We start from the raw sequence: 23,794 nt of genomic DNA on the forward strand, positions 1-23,794 counted from the left end.
CTTAACAAATATTTCCAGATCGGATGAGATGTTAGTCCGATATGGATGAATTACATGGCGAAGGGAATGTAGTTCAGAAGCGGGGTCGCCTCTTTTCGCGAAACGCCTGCACGCCTTCCTTGAAATCAGGCAAGGTGAAGGCATCGCGGAACAAGCCGAGCGTCGTTGCGTCATCATCGGCCTGGCCGTCCAGAATGCGGCGGATGATCGCCTTGGACGAGCGGATCGAATGTTGCGCATTGGCCGCCATCACGCCCGCCATGGCTTGCGCGGCAAGCAGGGGATCGGGTGCGATCTCGTCGATCAGGCCGATGGAAAGCGCGTCGTTCGCGTCATGGAGCGCGCCGGTGAACAAGATGCGCTTGGCCCGTGCCGGGCCGACCAGATCGACCAGCAATTTGGTGTCGAACAATGAATAGACGATGCCGAGTTTCGCCGGGGTGATGCCCAACCGCGCCTTGGGCGAAGCGATCCGCAGGTCGCAGGCGATGGCCAGCCCGCAGCCGCCGCCAACGGCGTCTCCGTCGATGGCGGCGATCACCGGCTTTTCGGCATGGGCCAAGGCATATTGGGTCGAACGGATCGCGGCTTGATTGGCGATGCGCCAGTCTTCTTCGCCCGAATGGCTGGCGAATTCGTGAATGTCGGCGCCCGCGCAGAACAGGCCGGGCGCGGCGGAGGTCAGGATGAGGACGCGCACCGCATCATCGGCCATGGCCTGCCCGACCAGTTCAGGCAGCAGCTCCCACATCGCCTGCGTCATGGCATTGTGCCGGTCGGGCCGGTCGATCAGCAGCGTCGCGACGGCGCCGTTCCGTTCCAGCCGCAGCGTCATGCGGGCCAGCGCTCCAGCACAGGCAGCAGTTCATCGAAATGATGGATGACGGCGTCCGCCTCCAGATCTTCGACCGGACCGTCGAGAAAGCCGAAGCTGACCGCGATGCTGGGAATGCCCGCATTGCGCGCGCCCGCAATGTCGTTGATCGTGTCGCCCAGGAAGATCGTCCGGCCGCCACCGGCGCGCGCGATCATGGCATGGATCGGCGCCGGATCGGGCTTGGCGATGCCGACCGTATCGCCGCCGACCACACTGGCGAAGCGTTCCGACAGGCCGATCTGGTGCAGCAGCGGAATGGTGAAGCGCTCCGCCTTGTTGGTGCAGATGGCGAGCTTCACGCCTGTTGCCTGCAACGCGTCCATCGCCGCGATCAGGCCGGGATAGGGGAGGGAATGGATCGCCAAATTTTGCTCGTAATAATCGAGCAGGATCGGCAACATCTTAGCCAGCATGGCCTCATCATAGCCGCCCGAAGCATCGAGCGCGCGCTGAAGCATCACCTTCGCGCCCTTGCCGACGAAGGGATGGATCGCCTCGACCGGGAAGGGTGGGCGGCCATCGGTAGCGATGGCGTAATTGACCGCGGCGGCCAGATCGCCGCTGGTGTCGAGCAAAGTGCCGTCAAGGTCGAAGCCGACGATGTCGAAGGGGATGGAGGCCATAGGCGGCTCATGCCGTCTCGGCGGTGGCAATGGCAAGCCAAACATGGCAGAGAGCGCTCAGATTCTTGGCCTCTTTGCCATAAAGGACGTTCCTGTGACTGCCACTCGCCCACCTGCTCGCCCTTTGGCCGTCATCATCCTTGCCGCTGGGCAGGGGACCCGCATGAAGTCCGCAAAGCATAAGGTGCTGCACCCGATTGCGGGGCGGCCGATGCTGCTCCATCTGCTCGCCAGCGTCGCCGAATTGCAGCCGGAGCGGCAGGTGGTCGTGGTCGGCGCCGGACGCGAACAGGTGGAAAAGGCGGTGGAGGGTAGCGGCACCGTGATTGCCGTGCAGGCGGAGCAACTCGGCACGGGCCATGCCGTCGCGCAGGCGCATGATGCGCTGGCCGGTTTTGCGGGCGACATCCTGATTCTCTACGGCGACGTGCCGCTGGTGCGGACCGAAACCATGCGGACCATGCTGGAGCGGCTGAACTGGGGCGATGAGCCGCGCGCCGTGGTGCTGGGCTTCCGCCCGGAGGATGCGGCCGCCTATGGCCGGATCATCGCCCGCGATCAGGGCGTGATCGAGAAGATGGTCGAATATAAGGATGCCAATGCCGAGGAGCGGGCGGTGACGCTGTGCAACTCGGGGCTGATGGCGGTGCGCTCGACCGACTTGTTCGTGCTGCTCGACAAGATCGGCAACGACAATGCGGCGGGGGAATATTATCTGCCCGACATCGTCATGCTGCCCGGTGCCCAGAGCGCGGTGATCGAGGCGGAAGCCTGGGAAGTGGCGGGCGTCAATAGCCGGGCCGAACTGGCCGGTGTCGAGGCCGTCTGGCAGGACCGCCGCCGCGCCGAGGCGATGCGCGAAGGGGTGACGCTGATCGCGCCGGAAACGGTGTTCTTTGCCCATGATACGGTGCTGGGCCGGGATGTGGTGGTCGAACCGCATGTCGTCTTCGGTCCTGGCGTGACGGTCGCGGACGAGGCGACGATCCATGCCTTCTCCCATCTGGAAGGCGCAACGGTCGGGATCGGCGCTCAGATCGGCCCCTATGCCCGCCTGCGCCCCGGCGCGAAGATCGGCGTCAAGGCGAAGGTCGGCAATTTCGTCGAGGTGAAGAAGGCCGAACTGGGAGACGGGGCGAAGGCCAATCACCTGTCCTACATCGGCGACGCCAGCATCGGCGCGGGCGCCAATGTCGGCGCGGGCACCATCACCTGCAATTATGACGGCTTCTTCAAATACAGGACGGAGATCGGCGCGGGGGCGTTCATCGGCTCCAACAGCGCGCTGGTCGCGCCGGTGAAGATCGGCGCCGGCGCGATCGTCGCCGCGGGCAGCGTCGTGACGCAGGAGGTGGAGGCCGACGCGCTCTGTCTCGTGCGGCCGAAGCAGGAGGGCAAGCCGGGCTGGGCCGCCCGTTTCCGGGCCAGGATGCAGGCGCGCAAAGCCGGCAAGTGATGGGATTTGTCCGCAGGCGGCGCTGGCTGACGGCGCTGCTCATCTTTCTTTTCGCTCTGGTCGGCGGGATCGTCTGGCTGATCGCCAATGCGCGGGCGATGCCGGTCGTCCGGCATATGGAGATCGCGCTGCCCTTTCCGGCGGATGCGCCACGCCGCCCGATCACGGTCGCCCTGATGACCGACAGCCATTTGTCCGGGCCGGACAACAGCCCGCAGCGGATGGCGCGGATCGTGGCTCTGGTGAATGGGCTGAAGCCCGATCTGATCGCGCTGGGCGGCGATTATATAGGGGATGCCAAGGGGGGCGCCACCTATGATCCGGTGCAAAGCCTTGCGCCTTTCGCGGCCTTGCGCGCGCCCTTGGGCGTGCTCGCCGTGCTGGGCAATCACGATGCCCGCAAACATGCCGGGATCGGCCGCAAGCAATGGCGCATCCTGTTCAATCGGATCGGCATCCGCCTGCTCGATAATGAGGCGGTGCGGAAGGGGCCGCTGGTGGTGGGCGGCCTGCGCGACATCTATACCGCCCGGCCCGATATTCCCGGCACGCTGGCGGAGATGCGCGTGCTGGGCGGGGCGCCGCTGATGCTTTCCCATGGGCCGGATGTCTTTCCGCTGCTGCCGGACCGGGCCATGCTGACGCTGGTGGGGCATACCCATTGCGGGCAGGTGGCGCTGCCCTTTGCGGGGATCGTCTATGTCCCGTCGCGGTACGGGACGCGCTATGCCTGCGGCACCTATCGCGACGGTGCGAAGACCATGGTGGTTTCGGGCGGCCTGGGTACCAGCGGCCTGCCGATCCGGATGCTCGCGCCGCCGGATGTCTGGCTGATTACAATTCGTCCACGATGAACCATGCCCCTGTCGCCGGTCGCGCGAACATGGCATAGGCATCGCATTGTTGAATTTCTTGGGGTTTGGGGCTTCAATCCATGTGCGGCATCATTGGAATCATCGGCCAGGACGACGTGGCGGAGCGGCTTGTCGAGGGGCTCAAGCGTCTGGAATATCGCGGCTATGACAGCGCGGGCGTGGCGACGGTGTATGAGGGCGCGATCGACCGCCGCCGGGCCGAGGGCAAGCTGGTCAATCTGGTGAAGGGATTGGCGGAGGCTCCGCTGCCCGGCACGACCGGCATCGCGCATACGCGCTGGGCGACCCATGGCGCGCCGACGACCAGCAATGCACACCCCCATGCGACGCGCGAGGTGGCGCTGGTCCACAACGGCATTATCGAGAATTTCAAGCCGCTGCGCGAAGAACTGATGGCGCGCGGCCGGACCTTCGACAGCCAGACCGACACCGAAGTCGTCGCCCATCTGGTGAGCGAACTGGTCGAGCAGGGCGCTTCGCCGAAGGAGGCCGTGCAACAGGTTCTGCCCCGCCTGCACGGCGCCTTCGCGCTGGCGATCCTGTTCCGCAGCCATCCCGACATGCTGATCGGCGCGCGCCTCGGCTCGCCGCTGGTGGTGGGCTATGGCGAGGGCGAGACCTATCTGGGTTCCGACGCGCTGGCGCTTGCGCCGCTGACCCAGCGCATCGCCTATCTGGAGGAAGGCGACTGGGTCGTCATCACCCGCGACGGCGCGGAGATTTTCGACAAGGACAATAATCCCGCCGAGCGTCCTGTCACCATCTCCGGCGTGACCGGCGAGCTGATCTCCAAGGGCAATCACCGCCATTACATGCTCAAGGAGATTTACGAGCAGCCGGTGGTCGTGGCCCAGACGCTGAAATCCTATCTCCAGCGGATGGAGGACCGGGTGTCGCTGCCGATCCCCGATTTCGATCTGGGCACGATTCGCCGGGTGACGATCGTCGCGTGCGGAACCAGCTATTATGCCGGCATGGTCGCCAAATATTGGTTCGAGCAGTTCGCCCGCGTACCCGTCGACATCGATGTGGCCAGCGAATTCCGCTATCGCGCGCCGGTGATGGAGGAAGGCGGGCTGATGATCGTCATCAGCCAGTCGGGGGAGACCGCCGATACGCTGGCCGCGCTGCGCCATGCGCGGGCCGAGGGGCAGAAGATCGCCGCCGTCGTCAATGTGCCGACCAGCACCATGGCGCGGGAGGCGGACCTGCTGCTGCCGACGCTGGCCGGACCGGAAATCGGCGTGGCCTCGACCAAGGCCTTCACCTGCCAGTTGGCGGTGCTGGCGGCGTTCGCGGCCAATCTGGCGCGGGCCAAGGGACGGCTGGACGCGAAGGCCGAGAAGGAACTGGTGCGGCATCTGGCCGAAGCGCCCGCCGCGCTCAACGGCGCGCTGGCCTATGACGAATCGATCGAGGCGATGGCGCATCTGATCGCCGGGGCGCGGGACGTGCTCTATCTGGGGCGCGGGCCGGATTATCCGCTGGCGCTGGAGGGGGCGCTCAAGCTCAAGGAAATCAGCTATATCCATGCCGAGGGCTATGCGGCGGGCGAGATGAAGCATGGCCCGATTGCCCTCATCGACGACAAGGTGCCGGTGATCGTGCTGGTGCCCAGCGGGCCTTTGTTCGAAAAGACCGTCAGCAACATGCAGGAAGTGCAGGCGCGCGGCGGCAAGGTCGTGCTGATCTCCGACTATGACGGCGTGGCTGCAGCGGGCGAGGGTTGCATGGCGACCATCACCATGCCCAAGGTGCATCCGCTGATCGCGCCGATGGTCTATGCCGTGCCGGTGCAACTCCTCGCCTATCATGTCGCCGTCGCCAAGGGCACGGACGTCGATCAGCCCAGGAACCTCGCCAAATCCGTCACGGTGGAGTGAAGCGGGACAGGCGGGTGAAGCGATAGCGATCGCGGATCAGGCGGTTGAAATAACCGCCTTGCGATGCCGCCGCCCGCATGCCTTCCGCCACTTCGGCGGGCACGTCGAAATAGCTGTAGCGTTTGCCGCTGACGAACTGCACGTCCAGCCGGTGCCAGTCCGGATCATAGACAAAGCTCTGGATGGCGATCGACGGCATGCCCGTTATAATGCGCGGCGGCGGGCGATGTTTCGGGAGAGGCTATGGCAGCGCATCTGGTGATTGTCGGGGGTGGCCCCGCGGGCATGATGGCGGGCCTGTTATTCGCGCGGGCAGGCGTACCGGTCACGGTGCTGGAGAAGCATGGCGATTTCCTGCGCGATTTCCGGGGCGACACGGTGCATCCCTCGACGCTGGAACTGTTTCGCGAACTCGGCCTGCGCGACCGATTGCTGGAGCGGCCGCATGACAAGGTGAGCGAACTTGCCGGACGCATCGCCGGCCAGCGGTTGCGGATTGCCGATTTCCGTCGCCTGCCGGTGGACAGCAAGTTCATCGCCCTGATGCCGCAATGGGATTTCCTGGATTTCGTGGCGCGGGAAGCGGAATGCTATCCCGACTTCACCCTGCGCATGCGTGCGGAAGCCGTGGGCCTGAGCCATGATGCGGCCGGACGCGTGAATGGCGTCATGCTGGCGGGCGGGGAACGGGTGCCCGCCGATTATGTCATCGCGGCGGATGGGCGGCGATCCGTGCTGCGCGATGCGGCGGCGCTGCCTCTGGAGGATCTGGGTGCGCCGATGGATGTCTTCTGGTTCCGATTGCCCAAGGCGGCGACGCTGGAGAACCAGACCATGGGCGTGTTCGAGGCGGGGCGGCTGTTCGTTCAGATCGACCGCCGCGATTATTGGCAGTGCGCCTATGTCTTCGCCAAGGGGCAGGCGGATGCAGTGCGGGCGCGCGGTCTGCCGGCTTTTCGGGAGGAGATTGCCCGTTTGCTGCCCGAATTGGGCGCGGCCGCCGGGGCATTGACGGATTGGGATCAGGTGAAGCTGCTCTCGGTGGCGCTGGACCGGCTGACGCGTTGGTATCGACCCGGCTTGCTGGCGATCGGCGATGCGGCCCACGCCATGTCGCCGGTGGGTGGGGTCGGGATCAACCTTGCCATACAGGATGCGGTGGCGGCGGCCAACCTGATGGCGCAGACCATGGTTGAGGGCGGAGACGTGGACGCCGCCGCGTCCCGCGTTCAGCAGCGCCGGCTGTTTCCCACGCGGGTGATCCAGCGGGCGCAGAAGATGGCGCATGACCGGATCATCGGCGCGCTGCTCGATCTCGACGCGCGCCTCGTCCGGCCGCCATGGGTGGTAAGACTGCTCGACCGCTGCGCCCCATTGCGTGGCATCCCGGCGCGGCTTGTCGGTCTGGGCATCCGTCGCGAGCATATCCGCTCGCCGGATGCCGGGAAGCGGGGTTAACCCCCACCCGGCGCATTATGCCCGCCCGCAGGCACCGGGCCGCCGCTGGGGGCGTGGCTGTGATCGGGATTGCTGTCCCAATCGATATGATAGAGGTCGAACCGCCGGTCGCGCAGGTTGCGCACCGTGCCCTCCGCCCGCGCCCAGCTCAGGTCCGCGAGGTTCACGTCCGCCATGGTCAGCGTCTCGACATTCTCCGTCGATTCCGCCGCGATGCCGTCCCGCGCAAAGGGCAGGTCGCAGGGGGTCAGGATCGCGCTCTGGGCATATTGGATGTCCATATTGTCGACATTGGGCAGATTGCCGACATTGCCCGACATCACGACATAGCATTGATTTTCGATGGCGCGCGCCTGCGCGCAGTAGCGCACCCGCATATAGCCCAGCCGCGAGTCGGTGCAGAAGGGGACGAAGATGATCCGCGCGCCCTGGTCGACCAGTCGCCGCGCCAGTTCCGGGAACTCGCTGTCATAACAGATGAGGACGCCGATCGGCCCGCAATCGGTCTGGATCACGTCCAGCGAATCCCCGCCCTTGATGTTCCACCAAAAGGCTTCATTGGGCGTCGGGTGAATCTTCTCCTGGGTGTGGACCGATCCGTCGCGCAGCGCCACATAGGCGATGTTCTGAATATCCTCATCCTCGGCGCGTGTCGGGTGGGAGCCACCGATGATATTGATATTATATTCCAGCGCCATCCGCGTCAGTTCCCGGGTGAGGCGCGGTGTGTAGCCGGTCAGCCTGTCGATGGCCTCGATGGGCGACAGCTTCTTCGTTTCGAAGGAGAGGAGCGGGAGGGTGAACAGTTCGGGAAAGACGATGAAGTCGGATCGGTAATCCGCCGCCACGTCGACGAAATATTCGATGTTGCGCACGAACTCGTCGAAATCCTTCACGGCGCGCGCCTGTAGCTGGCAGGTGGCGAGGCGAACGCTCTCCACCCCCCGCGGAACCCGCATTTCCGGCGCTTCGTCGGGATCGACATAGGGATTGCGCCAGACCAGATGGGCGGCATGTCCGTCGGACTGCCTGTCCTCGGGCAGATAATTTTCAAGGATGCCGATCGGTTCGAACTGGTTTTTCAGCTGGAAGCTGATCACCTGGTCGCGGATCTTGCCGTGAACGACCCTCTCCAGATAGTCGGAGGGACCCTGAACGCGCCGTTTGGCGCGGGCATAGCCCGGCATCCGCCCGGCGATCACAATGCCGTGCAGGTCCAGTTCCTCGGCCAGTTCCTTTCGCTCATCATACAGCCGCTGACCGATGCGCAGGCCGCGCAGCTTGGGGTCGACGGCCATTTCATAGCCATAGAGCCACTCGCCCGCCGCGCTGTGCCGCGTGCCGAAGCCATTGGCGGTGATTTCTTCCCAATCATGGGTGGAAAAGGCCATGCTCCTGCTGACGCGCATGGTCGCGCAATAGCCCACGACCTTGCTGTCGTAGAGCGCGACGAAGCAGCCGGTCGGGAAATTGTTGATCTGCCCGCGCAGGGTGGCGAGCGAATAATTGGGGAGGCCCGGATAGACGCGGGCGATCAATCGCTGGATGCCGCGCACGTCAGCAGGAACCGCTGCGCGGACCTCCAGACGTTTCTTGGCCGTCGTCGTCATCGCTGTAATCTCCCGTCCAATACGACCCATGAAAAAAGGCGGCGCCGGGATGCGGCGCCGCCTCGTTCCGTTAGCGTATTGAACCTAGGAAAAGCGGATCAGTTCCACTGGCCCATAGCGGTTTCCAGGTTGACGCGGATTGCCTCGAAGAACTGTTCGGTGGTCATCCACGCCTGATCCGGACCGATCAGCAGCGCCAGATCCTTGGTCATCGCGCCGCTTTCGACGGTCTCGATGCAGACCCGCTCCAGCGTTTCGGCGAACTTGGTGACTTCCGGCGTCTCGTCGAACTTGCCGCGATAGGCCAGGCCCTGCGTCCAGGCGAAGATCGAGGCGATCGGGTTGGTCGAGGTCGCCTTGCCCTGCTGGTGCTGGCGATAGTGGCGGGTGACGGTGCCGTGCGCGGCTTCGGCCTCGACGGTCTTGCCGTCGGGCGAGAGCAGTACGGAGGTCATGAGGCCGAGCGAACCGAAGCCCTGCGCCACGGTGTCCGACTGGACGTCGCCGTCATAGTTCTTGCAGGCCCAGACGAACTTGCCGCTCCACTTGAGGGCGGAGGCGACCATGTCGTCGATCAGGCGGTGTTCGTAAACGGCGCCCACAGCCTTGAACTGGTCGGCGAATTCCTTGTCGAACACTTCCTGGAACAGATCCTTGAAGCGACCGTCATAGGCCTTGAGGATGGTGTTCTTGGTCGACAGGTACAACGGCCAGCCGCGGCCCAGCGCATAGTTCATGCTGGCGCGGGCGAAATCGCGGATCGAGTCGTCGAGGTTGTACATCCCCATGGCGACGCCGGAGCTGGGGAAGTTGAACACGTCCTTTTCGATCTTCTCGCCATTTTCGCCGTCCCAGATCATGCGCAGCTTGCCGGGGCCGGGGACGAGGAAGTCGGTGGCGCGATACTGGTCGCCGAACGCGTGACGGCCGATGACGATGGGGTCGGTCCAGCCGGGCACCAGGCGGGGCACGTTGCGGATGACGATGGGTTCGCGGAACACCACGCCGCCCAGGATGTTGCGGATCGTGCCGTTAGGCGACTTCCACATTTCCTTGAGGCCGAATTCCTCGACGCGCGCTTCGTCCGGGGTGATGGTGGCGCACTTCACGCCGACGCCATATTCCTTGATCGCGTTGGCGGAATCGATGGTGATCTGATCGTTGGTCTCGTCGCGCTTCTCGACACCCAGATCGTAATATTTCAGGTCAACGTCGAGATAGGGAAGGATCAGGCGCTCACGAATCCATTCCCAGATGATCCGGGTCATTTCGTCGCCGTCGATCTCCACGACGGGGTTCTTCACCTTGATCTTAGCCATGCGCCTGTTCGCTTTCTTCGTTCGGGTGGAATTTGCGACACGCCCTAGGGAAAGCGGCGGCAATGTTCAACTGCGCAATGCCATCTGCACCGGCAGGATCATTTCATGGCGCGCCGGGCGGCATCGGACGTTGTCACTCTAACCGACTGTCCCTAAAGACGTGGCCATGGAAAATGACGAACTGACCGTCGCGCTGGGCGGCAATGTAAAATGGCGATTCCCTTCGGTCCATCCGGAGGGCATGAAATTCGGCCTGATCGCGGTGGCGATCACCGTCCTGCTGTTCCTGGTCGGCTGGCAGATTCCGGCCTGGCTGATGGTGATGGTGTCGATCTGGGTCTTTGCCTTTTTCCGCGATCCGGTGCGTGCCGTGCCGCAGGACGAACGCGCCATCGTCGCCCCGGCCGACGGATTGGTGACGCTGATCCAGCGCGTGCCGCCGCCTCGGGAAATGGCGGGGCCGGACGGGCTGGGGGATCAGCCGATGATCCGCGTGTCGATCTTCATGAGTGTGTTCGACGTGCACATCAACCGCACGCCGATCGGCGGGACGGTGAAGTCGGTCGTCTATATTTCGGGCAAGTTCCTGAACGCCGATCTCGACAAGGCGAGCGAAGATAATGAACGCCAGCATATCCTGGTCGAGCGGCATGACGGCGTGCGCGTCGGCTTCACCCAGATCGCCGGGCTGGTGGCGCGGCGGATCGTGCCGTTCGTGAAGCCTGGCGACATGGTCGCGGCGGGGCAGCGGATCGGCCTGATCCGTTTCGGCAGCCGGGTGGATGTCTATCTGCCCGCTGGAACCGCGCCGCGCGTGGTGCTGGGACAGCGCACCGTCGCGGGGGAGACGATTCTCGGCCAGATGGGCGATATGCGCGTCATTTCGGGGATTCAGCAATAATGCGACAGCGGCGCGCCATCCCGCGCGGCCTGCGCCGCGGGATCACCCTGCGGATGGTGGCGCCCAATGCCGTGACGGCGATGGCGCTTTGCTTCGGCCTGACCGGAGTGCGCTACGGCATTTCCGGCGAGTGGGAGAAAGCGGTTCTTTCCATCCTGATCGCAGGTGTGCTGGACGGTCTGGACGGCCGCATCGCCCGGCTGCTGCGGGGTGAAAGCCGCTTTGGCGCGGAGTTGGATTCGCTGTCCGATTCCATCGCCTTCGGCGTGGCGCCGGCGTTGGTCCTCTATCTCTGGTCGCTTCATGCCATGCCGAAATTCGGCTGGATTTTCGCGCTGGCGCATGCCCTGTCCTGTGCCCTGCGCCTGGCGCGCTTCAATGCGAATATCGATGCCGATGTGCAGCCGCATAAATCGGCTGGTTTTCTGACCGGCGTACCCGCGCCGGCGGGCGCCGGACTGGCTTTCGTACCGCTCTATCTCTGGCTGGTGACGGGCGAACCGCTGTTCCGCGAATGGTATGTGGTGGCACCCTGGACGGCCTTTACCGCCTTTTTGATGATCTCCAGTGTCGCGACCTACAGCTGGTCCGCGCTTCGTCTGCGCAAGCGGATCAGGTTGGAGGCGATCGCGCTTGCCGGTCTGTTGGGGGCTTTGTTGCTCACCGATCCCTGGCTGACGCTTCTGGTTCTCTGCGCCATTTATCTCGCGCTTATCCCCTTCGGCATGATGTCCTATGCCAAGGTCCGGCGTCACCGGCTGGACGAGGGGCAATAACCCTTTACGCGGCGAAGGCGGTTGCCGGGAAGGCGCGGGCTGGACGCTGCGCTGTTGCAGGGGCGGCCCGGCGGCGGCTGATCCGCAAGCGATAAACCGGCGCTTCCTGAGGGATCGGTTCGAACGTCAGCGCCGCGACCATCTTGTCATGATAGGCCAGAAACATGCCGACGATGGTCCCTGCGGCGAGCAGGAACGATCCAGTAAAAACCAATGCGGCGATCAGTGCGAACATAAGGCATCCACTTTCTGTCTTGCCATTTGCACGGCTTGGTTCACTATGGGTGGGCAAACGGCGGAAAACCGTCATTTGTTCCCTATGTTCTCCTTATGTTCCATCCAGAACGGAGAGTCAACCCCTTGCATTGATATTCGGACGCGTCTAAAGGCGCGCCCATTCCACATGGGAATCGACATATCCGGTGCTGTGGCGCGACGCCCAGTTCCTGATTCCCAGAGGTGTAACCGGAAGGAGAAGTTATTATGGCGGCACCTGTCGTCACCATGCACCAATTGATCGAGGCTGGCGCCCACTTCGGCCACCAGACCCACCGCTGGAACCCGCGCATGAAGCCGTACATCTTCGGCGAGCGCAACGGCATCCACATCCTCGACCTGTCGCAGACCGTGCCGCTCTTCGGCCGCGCGCTGGATTTCGTGTCCGGCACCGTCGCCGCCGGTGGCAAGGTGCTGTTCGTCGGCACCAAGCGCCAGGCGCAGGATCCGATCGCTGAAGCCGCCCGCAAGTCGGGTCAGCATTTCGTCAACCACCGCTGGCTGGGCGGCATGCTCACCAACTGGAAGACCATTTCGGGTTCGATCAAGCGTCTGAAGACCCTTGAGGAAAAGCTGTCGGGCGACACCCACGGCTTCACCAAGAAGGAAGTCCTTCAGATGACCCGCGAGCGCGAGAAGCTCGAACTGTCGCTGGGCGGCATCCGCGATATGAACGGCATCCCCGATGTCATGTTCGTGATCGACGCCAACAAGGAAGAGCTGGCGATCAAGGAAGCCAACACGCTGGGTATTCCGGTCGTCGCGATCCTCGATTCGAACGTCTCGCCCGACGGCATCGCTTTCCCGGTTCCGGCGAACGATGACGCCAGCCGAGCGATCCGCCTCTACTGCGACGCCATCGCCGCCGCCGCCACCAAGGGCAACCGTGGTGCGCAGCAGGCTTCGGGCGTCGACCTGGGCGCTCTGGACGAGCCCGAGGCCGAAGAGGTCGTCGCTCAGGCCTGAGACGCGGTCTTCGAACTGCAAGAATGACAGGCTAGGGCGCGCTCCGATGGAACGCGCCCTAGCGCTTATTTGAACCCTTTGAACATTTAGGAGCCGAAACATGGCCGAGATTACCGCTGCTGCCGTCAAGGAACTGCGCGACCGTTCGGGCGCGGGCATGATGGATTGCAAGAAGGCGCTCACCGAAGCCAATGGCGACATCGAAGCGGCAACCGACTGGCTGCGCGCCAAGGGGCTGGCCGCTGCCCAGAAGAAGTCGAGCCGCACCGCCGCTGAAGGTCTGGTGGGCGTCGCCGTTGCGGGCACCAAGGGCGTTGCCGTTGAAGTGAACAGCGAGACCGACTTCGTCGCCAAGAACGACCAGTTCCAGGACTTCGTCCGCACCGTATCGACCATCGCGCTGGAAAACGGCACTGCCGATGCCGATGCGCTGTCGAACGCGGCCTATCCCTCGGGCGGCACGGTCGCTGAAAAGCTGGTCGCGAACATCGCCACCATCGGTGAGAACCAGACCCTGCGCCGCGTCGGCCAGATCGAAGTGAGCCAGGGCGTGGTCGTTCCCTACGTCCACAATGCGGCTGCTCCGGGCCTGGGCAAGATCGGCGTTCTGGTTGCGCTCGAAGGCGACGCGCCGGCTGACGTTCTGGAGCCGCTGGGCAAGCAGATCGCCATGCACATCGCTGCTGCCTTCCCGCTGGCCCTGTCGGCTGCCGACATCGACCCGGCGTTGCTGGAGCGTGAGCGCGCCATCGCCGCTGAAAAGGCTGCCGAATCGGGCAAGCCTGCTGAAATCGTCGCCAAGATGGTCGACGGCGCGGTCGCCAAGTTCGCCAAGGAGCAGGCGCTCCTCTCGCAGCTGTTCGTGATGGACAACAAGACCCCGGTTGCAGACGTCGTTGCCAAGGCGGCGAAGGATGCCGGCGCGTCGATCACGCTGAAGAACTATGTCCGCTTCCAGCTCGGCGAAGGCATCGAGAAGGAAACGAGCGACTTCGCGGCGGAAGTCGCGGCGGCCGCTGGCGTCTGATCTGGCAGAAGGTTCGCTTCGGACGATGACGGGAGGCTGAGGCTTCTCGACAAGTCCGAAGGGGGCGCTAAGGAAGCCGGGGGCTTAAAACCCCGCTTCACATAATGGCGCGTGCTGTTAAGGTGCGCGCCATTTCCTTGCCCGTAAAATGGGCCTGATCATTAATGGAACATTGCCCGGCATGACCCGACCCGCCTTTAAGCGCATCCTGTTGAAACTCTCGGGCGAAGTGCTGATGGGGCAGGGGCAGTTCGGCATCGAGCCGGAAACCGTGAACCGGGTCGCGGGCGAAATCGCTGCGGCGAAGGATGCGGGTTTCGAGCTGTGCGTCGTTGTCGGCGGCGGCAATATTTTCCGTGGGCTGGCGGGCGCTGCCAAGGGTTTCGACCGGGCGAGCGCCGATTATATGGGCATGCTCGCCACCGTCATGAACGCGCTGGCGGTGCAGAATGCGCTGGAAAAGCTGGGCTATGACACCCGCGTCCAGTCCGCCATTCCGATGGCCTCGGTCTGTGAGCCCTATATCCGGCGCAAGGCGGTGCGGCACATGGAGAAGGGCCGGATCGTGATCTTCGCGGCGGGGACCGGCAGCCCCTATTTCACCACCGATACCACGGCGGCGCTGCGCGCGGCGGAAATGAACTGCGATGCGCTGTTCAAGGGCACCAGCGTTGACGGCATCTACAATGCCGATCCCAAAAATGTGCCCGATGCGGCGCGTTATGAGGAAATCAGCTTTGATCGCGTGCTGAACGACAATCTGAAGGTCATGGACGCAAGCGCCATTGCCCTTTGCCGCGAAAACAATATTCCCATCGTCGTGTTCAACATCCGTGAAACCGGTAATCTGGCCAAGGTGCTGGCCGGTGACGGTGTGGCGACGATCGTGCAAAATCAGGAGCGCTGAAAGACAATGGCTCAATATGACAAGGCCGACCTCGAACGCCGTATGCACGGTGCCGTCGAATCGCTGAAGGGCGATCTGGCGGGTCTGCGCACCGGCCGCGCCAATATCCAGCTGCTCGACCCGGTGACGGTCGAGGTTTATGGCGCGCATATGCCGCTCAATCAGGTGGCGACCGTCTCCGCACCCGAACCGCGCATGCTGTCGGTGCAGGTGTGGGACAAGAGCAATGTCGGCCCCTGCGACAAGGCGATCCGTTCGGCGGGCCTGGGTCTCAACCCGATCGTCGACGGCCAGACGCTGCGCCTGCCGATCCCGGACCTGACCGAAGAACGCCGCAAGGAACTGGCGAAGCTTGCCAGTAAATATGCCGAGGGCGCCCGTGTCGCCGCCCGCAACGTGCGCCGCGATGGCATGGACAGCCTGAAGACCGACGAGAAAAAGGGCGAGATCAGCGAGGACGAGCGCAAGCGGCTGGAAACTGAAGTCCAGAAGCTGACCGACAGCACCATCGCCGACATCGACGCGGCGGCGGCGACGAAGGAGAAGGAAATTCTCGGCCAGTGAGCCGGGGCTTTCCTTTCGTGATCAAAGCACGCATCACCCTCTGATGGCCAGCCAAGCCAAGCCCGATCTGACCAGCGGCGCGCCAGCCCATGGCGCGCGTCACGTCGATGGCATCCGCACGGGGTCCCCCGGGCCCCGTCACGTCGCCATCATCATGGATGGCAATGGCCGCTGGGCCAAGAAGCGGTTCCTGCCGCGCGTCGCCGGGCATCGTGCCGGGGCGGAGGCGGTGCGCCGCGTCGCGCGCGCGGCGCAGGAACTGGGGCTGGAGTGCCTGACGCTTTACGCCTTTTCCTCGGAAAACTGGAAGCGCCCGGCAAGCGAGGTGGCGGACCTGATGGGCCTGCTGCGCCATTTCATCCAGTCCGATCTCAATGAGTTTCACGCCAATGGCGTGCGACTACGGATCATCGGTCATTATCAGGCTCTCGATCCGGTGCTGGTCGACCTGATCGAGGACGCGATGGCCCGCACGGCGGCGAACACCGGCCCTATCATCGCCATTGCGCTCAACTATGGTGCGCAGGACGAACTGGTGCGGGTGGCGCAAACGCTGGCTCGTCGCGTGGCTGCGGGCGAGATCGGGGCAGAGGAGATCGGCATCGGCGATATCGACGGGGCGCTCTATACCGCCGACCTGCCGCCGCTGGACCTTATCATCCGCACCTCCGGCGAGCAGCGGCTCAGCAATTTCATGCTGTGGCAGGCGGCCTATGCGGAACTCTACTTCACCGACATGCTGTGGCCCGATTTCGACGGGCGCGCGCTGGCCGACGCGCTCGATGCCTTCCGCCTGAGGGACCGCCGTTTCGGCGGGCTGTGACGCATATGTCGAGCGAGCTTCGTACCCGCGCGATTGTCGGCGTCGTCCTGATCCTGCTGGCGCTGGGCGCGCTGTTCGCCGGTGGCTTCTTCTTCTGGCTGCTGCTGGTGGTGGCGGGCGTGCTGATGCAGGGGGAGTGGGGCGACCTGACCGGCGCCACGCCGGACAACCGCAAGCTGGCGATGTTTGCCGTTTCGGTGCCGCTGGCGATTCTGTGCCCGGTCGCGGCCGGGGTATCGTGGTTGGCCTTCACCCTGATGGCTGCCGCCTTTTTCTTTGTCGCGCTGGTCGGCCGTTCGATCAAGCTGGCATTGGGGGTGCTCTACATCGTCATTCCGGTGATGGCGCTGCTGTTCCTGCGCGGACAGGCGCCGAACGGATATGGCCTGCTGCTGACCTTCTGGGCGCTTGGGCTGGTCTGGGCGACCGACATCGGCGCCTATTTCGCGGGCCGTTCCATTGGCGGGCCGAAGCTGGCCCCGCGCGTGAGCCCGTCGAAGACATGGTCCGGCCTGGGCGGTGGCGTTCTGGCCGCGTTGCTCGTCGGCTTCCTGCTCTATCGTTTCCTTGATCTGCCGGTCCAACTCGCCGCGGCCAGCGGCCTGCTGGCGGTGGCGGCGCAACTGGGCGATCTGCTGGAAAGCTGGATGAAGCGCCGCGCCGGCGTCAAGGACAGCGGCACGCTGCTGCCCGGCCATGGCGGGGTGATGGACCGGTTGGACGGCGTAGTTGCGGCGGCGCCCCTGGCTGCGATGTGCTATATGTTTCTGGTGGTGCCCTGATGAAGACGGTTTCGATCTTTGGCGCGACCGGGTCGGTCGGCATGTCGACGCTGGACCTGGTTCAGCGCAATCCCGAAGCCTATCAGGTCCTGGCGCTCACCGCGCATAGCGATGTTGCCGGGCTGGCGGCGGCTGCGCGGCAGACCAACGCGAAACTCGCTGTCATCGGCCAGACCGCCCATTATGAGGCATTGAAGGATGCGCTGCGCGGTTCCGGCGTGGAGGCAGCGGCGGGCGAGGATGCACTGGTAGCGGCGGCTGAGGCTGGCGCGGACTGGAGCATGGCGGCGATTGTTGGCTGCGCAGGTCTGCGCCCTACCATGGCGGCATTGAAGGCGGGGGGGACCGTCGCCCTCGCCAACAAGGAATCGCTGGTGTCGGCGGGCGCGCTGATGATGGATGCGGTCGCAGCCTCGGGCGCCACGCTGCTGCCGGTCGACAGCGAGCATAATGCCATATTTCAATGCCTTGCCGGCAGCCGCATGGAAGATGTCGCAAGGATCATCCTCACCGCCAGCGGCGGTCCCTTCCGCACCCGCAGCCGGGACGAGATGCGGGAGATCACCCCGGCGCAGGCGGTTGCTCACCCCAATTGGTCGATGGGTGCGAAGATCAGCGTCGACAGCGCGACGATGATGAACAAGGGCCTGGAACTGATCGAGGCGGCGCATCTTTTTCCCGTCGGCCTCGACCGGATCGAGATCCTCGTCCATCCGCAATCGATCATCCATTCCATGGTCGAATTTCGCGATTGTTCCACCCTGGCACAGCTCGGCTCGCCCGACATGCGCATTCCGATTGCCCATGCGCTCGCCTGGCCGGAGCGGATCGCCACCCCTTGCCAGCGGCTCGACCTGGCCCGTGCCGGCCGCCTGGACTTCGAGGCGCCCGATGACGTCCGCTTTCCTGCGCTGCGCCTGACGCGGCAGGCGGCGCAGCAGGGTGGGGCGGCGCCTGCCATATTGAACGCGGCCAATGAGGTCGCGGTCGCCGCTTTCCTTAAAGGGGCCATCGGCTTCCTTGATATCGCCATGATTGTCGAGGATGTTCTGAACCGCTATAGCGCGCCTGTGCCCCGTCAGGTCGACGATGTGCTGGAAGCGGACGCGGAGGCGCGTAGAATGGCCGGCCTAGTGATGGAAAGATTGATCGCTTGATCCACAATCCCGGTTTCCTGCTGACTATATTGGCTTTTGTGGCAGTCATCGGACCGCTTGTCTTCGTGCATGAGCTGGGCCACTATCTGGTGGGCCGCTGGTGCGGGGTGAAGGCGGAGGCGTTTTCCATCGGCTTCGGCCCGGAAATCGCTGCATGGGTTGACCGGCGCGGCACCCGCTGGCGGATCGGCGCGCTGCCGCTGGGCGGCTATGTGCGGTTCAAGGGCGACATGAACGCCGCCAGCCAGACGGACCCGCGCTGGCTGGAAATGCCCGCCGCCGAACGGGCGGAGAGCTTCCCGGCCAAGCCGTTATGGCAGCGCGCGGCCATTGTCGCGGCCGGTCCGGCAATCAATTTTCTCTTCGCTATCCTGATCCTCGCCACCTTCGCGTTCGTCCATGGCGAGAGCCGCACGCCTGCCATCGCGGGTCAGGTGCAGCCCGGTAGCGCGGCGGCCGCGGCGGGCATCGTCGCGGGAGACCGGATCGTCTCGCTCAATGGGCGGGAGATGGCGACCTTCGACGACATCCGCCTCTTCGCGCAGATCCGCCCCGGCGAGCCGGTAGCCATCATTATCGAGCGCAAGGGCAAGCTGATCGACAAACAGGGCAAGGTCGGCGCGGTCGAGGAAGGCGATGGTTTCGGCAACAAATTCCGCATCGGCCGGCTGGGCATCGCGCCCGGCGAGCCTGTCATCGAGCCGGTCAGCCTTGCCCGCGCGCCTGTAGTTGCGGTGGAGCGCACCGGGCAGATCGTCCGCACCATGGTCGAGACGTTGGGTCAGATCGTCGTCGGCGGCCGGTCGGTCAAGGAATTGGGCGGGCCGCTGAAGATCGCGGAGGTTTCGGGGCAGGCGGCGACATTGGGGGTGGAGAGCTTCGTATTCTTCATGGCCCTCATTTCCATTAATTTGGGGTTCATCAATCTCTTGCCAATCCCCATGCTGGATGGCGGTCACCTGCTGTTTTACGGGATGGAAGCGATACAGCGACGACCGGTCAGCCCACAGGTGCAGGAATGGGCCTATCGGTCGGGTCTGGCTGTCCTGCTGGCGATGATGGTGCTGGTAACATTCAACGATTTATCCTCTTTCGGTCTGTGGGAACGTCTGTCTGGCTTGATCGGCTGAGCCGTATCGGGCAGGGAGACGCGATTTGACGCCGTCTTTCCGATTGTGAACGCAATTGGTCCGGTGTGTAGAAACATTGCTTTTTTGTAGAAGGTGGAGCGGGTGACAGCGATGATGAGCAGCAACAGGCAGCGCCCGGTCGTCGTGGCCCTGTTGGCGACCACGGTGATCGCGGGCATGTCTGCGATGCCGGCGATGGCGCAAAATGCCAAGCCGGCTGCCGCTCCGGCGCCGATTCCCGCCGTTGCGCCGACCGCCGGGACGATCCGCAGCGTCACCGTCTCCGGCCAGCAGCGGCTGGAACCCGATACGGTGCTGTCTTACACCAAGCTGCGCGTCGGCCAGCCCTTCACTCAGGAAACGCTCGATCAGGCGCTGCGTGACCTTTACGAGACGGAACTGTTTGCCGACGTCCAGATCCGTAACGACAATGGCGCGCTGACGGTCGAGGTGAAGGAAAACCCGGTCATCAACCGCATCGTCCTTGAAGGTAATAAGCGCCTCAAGGAAGACAAGATACGTCCTGAAATAAAACTGGCTCCGCGTCAGATCTACACCCGGTCGAAGGTCCGCGCCGACGTCGCCCGCATCATCGAACTGTATCGCCGTCAGGGCCGCTTCGCCGCCACGGTCGAGCCGAAGATGGTGCAGCTCGACCAGAACCGCGTCGACATCGTGTTCGAAATCTCCGAAGGGCCCAAGTCCAAGGTCCGCCAGATCAACATCATCGGCAATGAGAAGTTCAAGGACGGCGAACTGCGCAGCCAGATGGTGACGAAGCAGTCGCGCTGGTTCCGCATCTTCTCCTCGGGCACCAGCTATGACCCCGATCGCCTGGCCTATGACCAGCAGAAGCTGCGGCAATTCTACCTGACCAACGGCTATGCGGACTTCCGCGTGATTTCCGCGGTGGCCGAACTGACCCCGGACAAGCAGGACTTCATCATCACCTATGTGGTGGAGGAAGGGCAGCGCTACAAATTCGGCGACGTGAAGGTGAACAGCGACATTCGCGACCTGTCGGGCGATTCGCTGACCAAGATGCTGCCGATGAAGAAGGGCCAGTGGTACAACGCCAAGCAGGTCGAGGACACCGTCGACACGCTGAGCGAGACGGCGGGCCTGTTCGGCTATGCCTTCGCGGATGTCCAGCCGGACTTCAACCGCGACAAGGACACGCTGACGATGGGGATCGATTTCCGCATCGCCAACGCGCCGCGCGTCTATGTCGAGCGGGTCGACATCAACGGCAACACGCTGACGCAGGACAAGGTGATCCGCCGCGAATTCCGTCTGGCGGAGGGGGACGCCTTCAACAGCTTCCTCGTCAAGCGTTCGAAGGATCGCATCAACTCGCTCGGCTTCTTCCAGGAAAAGCTGGATATCGAGCAGAAGCCGGGGTCTGCCCCCGACCGCATCGTGCTGGAAACCAATGTACAGGAAAAGTCGACCGGCGAACTGTCGCTGTCGGCCGGTTTCTCCTCGCTGGAGCGCTTCATCGTTTCCGCGTCGATCACCCAGCGCAACTTCCGCGGCAAGGGTCAGGAACTGCGCACCAGCGTCAACTACTCGGCTTATAGCAAGTCGGTGGAAGTAGGCTTCACCGAGCCTTATTTCATGGACAAGAATATCGCGCTGGGCGGCGATATCTACCGTCGCGACCTGAACAGCTTCAACTATATCAACAATAATGATCGCAACACGACCTATGAGCAGACCACCACGGGCTTCCAGCTTCGTGCGGGCGTGCCGATCACTGAATATATGTCGCTGGCGCTGCGCTACACGCTCAATCTGGACGATGTGTCGCTCGATAAGAATACCTATTATTCGGCCGACGCGAATGGCGTGTTGCAGTGCGATCCGATCCTGGCAGGCCGCTATCTCTGCGACGCCATCGGCAAGCGGACGACCTCCTCCATCGGTTATTCGCTGATCTACGATACCCGCGACAACCGCATCCGGCCGACGCGCGGCAACAATATCGTGCTGAGCCAGGATTTCGCGGGGCTGGGCGGCAGCGTCAAATATGTCCGCACGCGGCTGAACGGGTCGAAATATTGGCCGCTGGGCAAGGGGTTCATCTTCTCGCTGTCGGGCGAGGGCGGCTATATCCACAGTCTGGAAGGCGACCGCCGGGATTCGACGGGCGCTCTGGTCGACCCGGTTCGCCTGACCGATCGTTTCTTCCTGGGCGAGCCGCAAATTCGCGGCTTCGATATTCGCGGCATCGGCCCTCGCGTGGTACGTCGCTATTATACGACGACCACGAACAGCGACGGCTCGTTCACGGGTGTGGAAACCACCGGGACCAACAATCGCACGGATGACGCGCTGGGCGGCCGGATTTATTATATGGCCCGTGCGGAAGTCGAAATTCCGCTCGGTTCGGGCGCGCGGGAAATGGGCCTTCGTCCCTCCGTATTCCTTGATGCCGGTGCCGTCGGTGGCCTGAAAAATCCGGGTCTGATCGGTGAAGTCAATGGCGTCAACAATGGCTTCCCGGGCTATTGCTCGTCGAGCACCAATTCTTCTTTGACTACGGTCAAGGCTACAGGGTCGGCAAAAGCGCCGGTCTGTCCCGCCAATTATGACACGGTCACGAACGGATTTGTGGAAGAATATCTGGGCGACACGCTGAAACCCCGCGTGTCCGTCGGCTTTGGCGTCAACTGGAACTCGCCCTTTGGGCCGTTCCGCATCGACATCGCCAAGGCCCTGCTCAAGGAACCAGGGGACGACACCAAACTCATCACCTTCAACGTAGGGACTCAATTCTGATGAAGACGATTTTCAAGGCTGCTGCGCTCGTTCTCGCGCCGATGACTGCCATGGCGCTGACCAGCGTTCCGGCCGCCGCCCAGTCGAAGACCGGCATCGCCGTCGTCGACCTGCAGCGCGCCGTGGCCACCAGCGCCGCCTATTCGACCGCACGGACTCAGATACAGACGACCTACAAGGCGCAGATCGACAGCTTCACTGCGCGCAAAAACGCCATTGACGCTGACCTGAAGGCGAAGGGCACCGCGCTGGAAGCCGCGATGAAGGCGGCCGGCAACAAGCCGACCCCGGCGATCCAGACCCAGTATGAAGCCTATCAGAAGGCGGGTCAGGACGGTCAGGCCGAACTGCAGCGCATGGGCCAGCCCATCGCGCTCGCCAACGCCTATGTCGAGGAGCAGATCTCGGCCAAGCTGTCGGACGCGCTGAAGTCCGCCATGACCAAGGCGAAGGTCGACCTGATCCTGTCGCCCGACGCGACTGTGTCCTATCAGCCGACCGTCGACATCACGCAGCAGGTCGTGACCGAACTGAATGCGCTGGTGCCCAGCGTCGGCATCACCCCGCCGGCCGGCTGGCAGCCGGGCCGTCAGGGTCAGGCCGCCGCTCCGGCCGCCGCTCCCGCCAACCCGTCGCAGCAGCCGACCTCGCGCTGATCCCTAGATGACGGATAAGGTTGAACAGGCTGCGGGCGCCATCGGTCCTTTCGATATTCGAGGGGTCATGGCGTCGCTGCCGCATCGCTATCCGATGCTGCTCGTTGATCGCGTGGTTTCGATTGTGCCCAACACATCGATCCACGCGATCAAGGCGGTGTCGATCAATGAGCCGTTTTTTCAGGGGCATTTCCCCGGCCGGCCCATTATGCCGGGCGTGTTGATCGTGGAAGCGATGGCGCAGGCGGCGGGCGTGCTGACCGTGCAGTCGCTCGATCTCGCGGGATCGGGCAAGCTCGTCTATTTCATGAGCATCGACGCGGTGAAGTTCCGCAATCCGGTGGAGCCGGGCTGCCTGCTCGACCTGCATGTCGAGGTGGTGCAGATGCGCGGCGCCGTCTGCAAGTTCAGCGGCAAGGCGCTGATCGACGGCAAGGTGCATGCGGAAGCCAATTTCGTCGCGATGATCGCCGATCCGCCGAAGGATTGACGGTGAAGGGGAGGGGCAGGCTTCTCCCCTTGCTTTTGCGCGAGAACCCATGTAACCGCGCGCCTTCGCAATTTTTCGCATCCATGGCCGGTCGGAAACCGGCCCTTTGACGGAGCAGTCTCATGAAGGCCGATACGCATCCCGATTACCACTTCATCACCGTCCAGATGACCGACGGCAGCACCTTCCGCACCCGCTCCACCTGGGGCAAGGAAGGCGACACGCTGGCGCTCGACATCGATCCCAAGTCGCACCCGGCCTGGACGGGCGGCACGCGCCAGCTGGAGCAGGGCGGCCAGGTCGCACGCTTCAACAAGCGTTTCGGCGGTCTGACGCTGAAGAAGTAATCGGCGCCTTCACAGGCACGAATAGGAAAGGGCGCCTTCGAGGCGCCCTTTTTTGTGTTTGGAGGGGGTGGTTGGTTTCGACCAATTGCGGACATCCAGATCATCCGGCA

At 63.7% G+C, this 23,794-nt stretch carries 24 protein-coding genes; 18 read left to right on the top strand and 6 right to left on the bottom strand.

The window, feature by feature from the left end; genetic code table 11:
• Positions 1 to 73 precede the first annotated feature (73 nt).
• Together F7P65_RS06175 and F7P65_RS06180 are read right to left on the bottom strand one after the other, a co-directional pair.
• Positions 74 to 835, bottom strand: a complete 762-nt coding sequence (locus F7P65_RS06175; RefSeq protein ID WP_150290885.1) for an enoyl-CoA hydratase/isomerase family protein — start codon at positions 833 to 835, stop codon at positions 74 to 76.
• Positions 832 to 1,500 carry an HAD family hydrolase gene (locus F7P65_RS06180; protein ID WP_205451955.1) on the bottom strand — a complete coding sequence of 223 codons (669 nt, stop codon included), beginning with the start codon at positions 1,498 to 1,500 and terminating at the stop codon, positions 832 to 834. The genes F7P65_RS06175 and F7P65_RS06180 overlap by 4 nt, the downstream gene beginning before the upstream one ends.
• 163 nt (positions 1,501 to 1,663) lie before the next feature.
• Between F7P65_RS06180 and glmU the strand changes: the two genes are divergently transcribed.
• The 3 genes from glmU to glmS all read left to right on the top strand — a co-directional run bounded on the left by glmU (position 1,664) and on the right by glmS (position 5,714).
• Complete coding sequence (gene glmU / locus F7P65_RS06185; RefSeq protein ID WP_240334219.1) at positions 1,664 to 2,956, top strand: bifunctional UDP-N-acetylglucosamine diphosphorylase/glucosamine-1-phosphate N-acetyltransferase GlmU; 1,293 nt, start codon at positions 1,664 to 1,666, stop codon at positions 2,954 to 2,956.
• Positions 2,956 to 3,810 carry a metallophosphoesterase gene (locus F7P65_RS06190; RefSeq protein WP_150290906.1) on the top strand — a complete coding sequence of 285 codons (855 nt, stop codon included), beginning with the start codon at positions 2,956 to 2,958 and terminating at the stop codon, positions 3,808 to 3,810. The genes glmU and F7P65_RS06190 overlap by 1 nt, the downstream gene beginning before the upstream one ends.
• Before the next feature lie 80 nt (positions 3,811 to 3,890).
• A complete protein-coding gene (glmS, locus tag F7P65_RS06195) occupies positions 3,891 to 5,714 on the top strand; it encodes a glutamine--fructose-6-phosphate transaminase (isomerizing) (RefSeq protein WP_150290887.1) in 1,824 nt (607 codons plus the stop codon).
• On the opposite strand, the gene F7P65_RS06200 is transcribed toward glmS, so the two are convergent.
• Positions 5,701 to 5,913 (bottom strand): KTSC domain-containing protein, encoded by a 213-nt coding sequence (locus F7P65_RS06200; protein WP_150290888.1) that lies wholly within the window; start codon positions 5,911 to 5,913, stop codon positions 5,701 to 5,703. The genes glmS and F7P65_RS06200 overlap by 14 nt on opposite strands.
• A 44-nt stretch (positions 5,914 to 5,957) precedes the next feature.
• On the opposite strand from F7P65_RS06200, the gene F7P65_RS06205 reads away from it, so the two are divergent.
• A complete protein-coding gene (locus tag F7P65_RS06205; RefSeq protein WP_150290889.1) occupies positions 5,958 to 7,172 on the top strand; it encodes an FAD-dependent oxidoreductase in 1,215 nt (404 codons plus the stop codon).
• Here F7P65_RS06205 and F7P65_RS06210 read toward each other — a convergent pair.
• Both F7P65_RS06210 and F7P65_RS06215 read right to left on the bottom strand, forming a co-directional pair.
• Positions 7,169 to 8,782 carry a carbon-nitrogen hydrolase family protein gene (locus tag F7P65_RS06210; protein ID WP_150290907.1) on the bottom strand — a complete coding sequence of 538 codons (1,614 nt, stop codon included), beginning with the start codon at positions 8,780 to 8,782 and terminating at the stop codon, positions 7,169 to 7,171. The two genes, F7P65_RS06205 and F7P65_RS06210, sit on opposite strands and share 4 nt — an antisense overlap.
• Positions 8,783 to 8,880: 98 nt before the next feature.
• Positions 8,881 to 10,101, bottom strand: a complete 1,221-nt coding sequence (locus F7P65_RS06215; protein ID WP_150290890.1) for an NADP-dependent isocitrate dehydrogenase — start codon at positions 10,099 to 10,101, stop codon at positions 8,881 to 8,883.
• A 166-nt stretch (positions 10,102 to 10,267) separates the two neighbouring features.
• Here F7P65_RS06215 and F7P65_RS06220 point away from each other — a divergent pair, with 166 nt between their 5' ends.
• Together F7P65_RS06220 and F7P65_RS06225 are read left to right on the top strand one after the other, a co-directional pair.
• On the top strand, positions 10,268 to 11,002 hold the full coding sequence (locus F7P65_RS06220; RefSeq protein WP_150290891.1) for a phosphatidylserine decarboxylase: 735 nt from the start codon (positions 10,268 to 10,270) through the stop codon (positions 11,000 to 11,002).
• A complete protein-coding gene (locus F7P65_RS06225) occupies positions 11,002 to 11,778 on the top strand; it encodes a CDP-alcohol phosphatidyltransferase family protein (protein WP_150290892.1) in 777 nt (258 codons plus the stop codon). Before F7P65_RS06220 ends, F7P65_RS06225 begins: the two co-directional genes overlap by 1 nt.
• Positions 11,779 to 11,782: 4 nt before the next feature.
• Here the strand turns inward: F7P65_RS06225 and F7P65_RS06230 are convergent, their stop codons facing one another.
• Entirely contained in the window at positions 11,783 to 12,013 is a 231-nt protein-coding gene (locus F7P65_RS06230; RefSeq protein WP_150290893.1) for a hypothetical protein, read from the bottom strand.
• 248 nt (positions 12,014 to 12,261) lie between these two features.
• On the opposite strand from F7P65_RS06230, the gene rpsB reads away from it, so the two are divergent.
• The 12 genes from rpsB to rpmE all read left to right on the top strand — a co-directional run bounded on the left by rpsB (position 12,262) and on the right by rpmE (position 23,684).
• Positions 12,262 to 13,020 carry a 30S ribosomal protein S2 gene (rpsB, locus tag F7P65_RS06235; protein ID WP_150290894.1) on the top strand — a complete coding sequence of 253 codons (759 nt, stop codon included), beginning with the start codon at positions 12,262 to 12,264 and terminating at the stop codon, positions 13,018 to 13,020.
• 100 nt (positions 13,021 to 13,120) lie between these two features.
• The gene (tsf, locus tag F7P65_RS06240) at positions 13,121 to 14,047 is read left to right on the top strand and encodes a translation elongation factor Ts (RefSeq protein ID WP_150290895.1); all 927 of its coding nucleotides are present in this window, start codon (positions 13,121 to 13,123) and stop codon (positions 14,045 to 14,047) included.
• A gap of 181 nt (positions 14,048 to 14,228) precedes the next feature.
• On the top strand, positions 14,229 to 14,954 hold the full coding sequence (gene pyrH, locus F7P65_RS06245; protein ID WP_150290908.1) for a UMP kinase: 726 nt from the start codon (positions 14,229 to 14,231) through the stop codon (positions 14,952 to 14,954).
• A gap of 6 nt (positions 14,955 to 14,960) precedes the next feature.
• Entirely contained in the window at positions 14,961 to 15,518 is a 558-nt protein-coding gene (frr, locus tag F7P65_RS06250) for a ribosome recycling factor (protein WP_150290896.1), read from the top strand.
• A gap of 43 nt (positions 15,519 to 15,561) precedes the next feature.
• On the top strand, positions 15,562 to 16,341 hold the full coding sequence (locus F7P65_RS06255) for an isoprenyl transferase (protein ID WP_150290897.1): 780 nt from the start codon (positions 15,562 to 15,564) through the stop codon (positions 16,339 to 16,341).
• Positions 16,342 to 16,346: 5 nt separating this feature from the next.
• Complete coding sequence (locus F7P65_RS06260) at positions 16,347 to 17,123, top strand: phosphatidate cytidylyltransferase (protein ID WP_150290898.1); 777 nt, start codon at positions 16,347 to 16,349, stop codon at positions 17,121 to 17,123.
• Positions 17,123 to 18,280, top strand: coding sequence for a 1-deoxy-D-xylulose-5-phosphate reductoisomerase (locus tag F7P65_RS06265; RefSeq protein ID WP_150290899.1), 1,158 nt, complete (start codon positions 17,123 to 17,125; stop codon positions 18,278 to 18,280). The genes F7P65_RS06260 and F7P65_RS06265 overlap by 1 nt, the downstream gene beginning before the upstream one ends.
• A complete protein-coding gene (rseP, locus tag F7P65_RS06270) occupies positions 18,277 to 19,410 on the top strand; it encodes an RIP metalloprotease RseP (RefSeq protein WP_150290900.1) in 1,134 nt (377 codons plus the stop codon). The genes F7P65_RS06265 and rseP overlap by 4 nt, the downstream gene beginning before the upstream one ends.
• A gap of 111 nt (positions 19,411 to 19,521) precedes the next feature.
• Positions 19,522 to 22,191: an outer membrane protein assembly factor BamA gene (gene bamA, locus F7P65_RS06275; RefSeq protein ID WP_150290901.1), complete on the top strand. Its 2,670-nt coding sequence runs from the start codon at positions 19,522 to 19,524 to the stop codon at positions 22,189 to 22,191.
• Complete coding sequence (locus F7P65_RS06280) at positions 22,191 to 22,847, top strand: OmpH/Skp family outer membrane protein (protein ID WP_150290902.1); 657 nt, start codon at positions 22,191 to 22,193, stop codon at positions 22,845 to 22,847. The genes bamA and F7P65_RS06280 overlap by 1 nt, the downstream gene beginning before the upstream one ends.
• Before the next feature lie 7 nt (positions 22,848 to 22,854).
• Positions 22,855 to 23,337, top strand: a complete 483-nt coding sequence (gene fabZ, locus F7P65_RS06285; protein WP_150290903.1) for a 3-hydroxyacyl-ACP dehydratase FabZ — start codon at positions 22,855 to 22,857, stop codon at positions 23,335 to 23,337.
• A 122-nt stretch (positions 23,338 to 23,459) separates the two neighbouring features.
• A complete protein-coding gene (gene rpmE / locus F7P65_RS06290) occupies positions 23,460 to 23,684 on the top strand; it encodes a 50S ribosomal protein L31 (RefSeq protein WP_013847278.1) in 225 nt (74 codons plus the stop codon).
• The last annotated feature ends 110 nt before the right edge of the window (positions 23,685 to 23,794 follow it).

This window comes from Sphingobium estronivorans (genome assembly GCF_008692605.1).
Classification (GTDB): Bacteria; Pseudomonadota; Alphaproteobacteria; order Sphingomonadales; family Sphingomonadaceae; genus Sphingobium; species Sphingobium estronivorans.

Excerpts from the sequence above, each read along its gene's own strand:
- rpsB (WP_150290894.1), top strand. The coding sequence starts at position 12,262 with ATGGCGGCACCTGTCGTCACCATGCACCAATTGATCGAGGCTGGCGCC.
- bamA (WP_150290901.1), top strand. The coding sequence starts at position 19,522 with ATGATGAGCAGCAACAGGCAGCGCCCGGTCGTCGTGGCCCTGTTGGCG.
- frr (WP_150290896.1), top strand. The coding sequence starts at position 14,961 with ATGGCTCAATATGACAAGGCCGACCTCGAACGCCGTATGCACGGTGCC.
- pyrH (WP_150290908.1), top strand. The coding sequence starts at position 14,229 with ATGACCCGACCCGCCTTTAAGCGCATCCTGTTGAAACTCTCGGGCGAA.
- F7P65_RS06175 (WP_150290885.1), bottom strand. The coding sequence starts at position 835 with ATGACGCTGCGGCTGGAACGGAACGGCGCCGTCGCGACGCTGCTGATC.
- F7P65_RS06205 (WP_150290889.1), top strand. The coding sequence starts at position 5,958 with ATGGCAGCGCATCTGGTGATTGTCGGGGGTGGCCCCGCGGGCATGATG.
- F7P65_RS06255 (WP_150290897.1), top strand. The coding sequence starts at position 15,562 with ATGGCCAGCCAAGCCAAGCCCGATCTGACCAGCGGCGCGCCAGCCCAT.
- F7P65_RS06260 (WP_150290898.1), top strand. The coding sequence starts at position 16,347 with ATGTCGAGCGAGCTTCGTACCCGCGCGATTGTCGGCGTCGTCCTGATC.
- glmS (WP_150290887.1), top strand. The coding sequence starts at position 3,891 with ATGTGCGGCATCATTGGAATCATCGGCCAGGACGACGTGGCGGAGCGG.
- glmU (WP_240334219.1), top strand. The coding sequence starts at position 1,664 with ATGAAGTCCGCAAAGCATAAGGTGCTGCACCCGATTGCGGGGCGGCCG.
- F7P65_RS06230 (WP_150290893.1), bottom strand. The coding sequence starts at position 12,013 with ATGTTCGCACTGATCGCCGCATTGGTTTTTACTGGATCGTTCCTGCTC.
- F7P65_RS06265 (WP_150290899.1), top strand. The coding sequence starts at position 17,123 with ATGAAGACGGTTTCGATCTTTGGCGCGACCGGGTCGGTCGGCATGTCG.
- tsf (WP_150290895.1), top strand. The coding sequence starts at position 13,121 with ATGGCCGAGATTACCGCTGCTGCCGTCAAGGAACTGCGCGACCGTTCG.
- F7P65_RS06180 (WP_205451955.1), bottom strand. The coding sequence starts at position 1,500 with ATGGCCTCCATCCCCTTCGACATCGTCGGCTTCGACCTTGACGGCACT.
- F7P65_RS06190 (WP_150290906.1), top strand. The coding sequence starts at position 2,956 with ATGGGATTTGTCCGCAGGCGGCGCTGGCTGACGGCGCTGCTCATCTTT.
- F7P65_RS06215 (WP_150290890.1), bottom strand. The coding sequence starts at position 10,101 with ATGGCTAAGATCAAGGTGAAGAACCCCGTCGTGGAGATCGACGGCGAC.
- F7P65_RS06225 (WP_150290892.1), top strand. The coding sequence starts at position 11,002 with ATGCGACAGCGGCGCGCCATCCCGCGCGGCCTGCGCCGCGGGATCACC.
- F7P65_RS06210 (WP_150290907.1), bottom strand. The coding sequence starts at position 8,782 with ATGACGACGACGGCCAAGAAACGTCTGGAGGTCCGCGCAGCGGTTCCT.
- rpmE (WP_013847278.1), top strand. The coding sequence starts at position 23,460 with ATGAAGGCCGATACGCATCCCGATTACCACTTCATCACCGTCCAGATG.
- F7P65_RS06220 (WP_150290891.1), top strand. The coding sequence starts at position 10,268 with ATGGAAAATGACGAACTGACCGTCGCGCTGGGCGGCAATGTAAAATGG.
- fabZ (WP_150290903.1), top strand. The coding sequence starts at position 22,855 with ATGACGGATAAGGTTGAACAGGCTGCGGGCGCCATCGGTCCTTTCGAT.
- F7P65_RS06200 (WP_150290888.1), bottom strand. The coding sequence starts at position 5,913 with ATGCCGTCGATCGCCATCCAGAGCTTTGTCTATGATCCGGACTGGCAC.
- F7P65_RS06280 (WP_150290902.1), top strand. The coding sequence starts at position 22,191 with ATGAAGACGATTTTCAAGGCTGCTGCGCTCGTTCTCGCGCCGATGACT.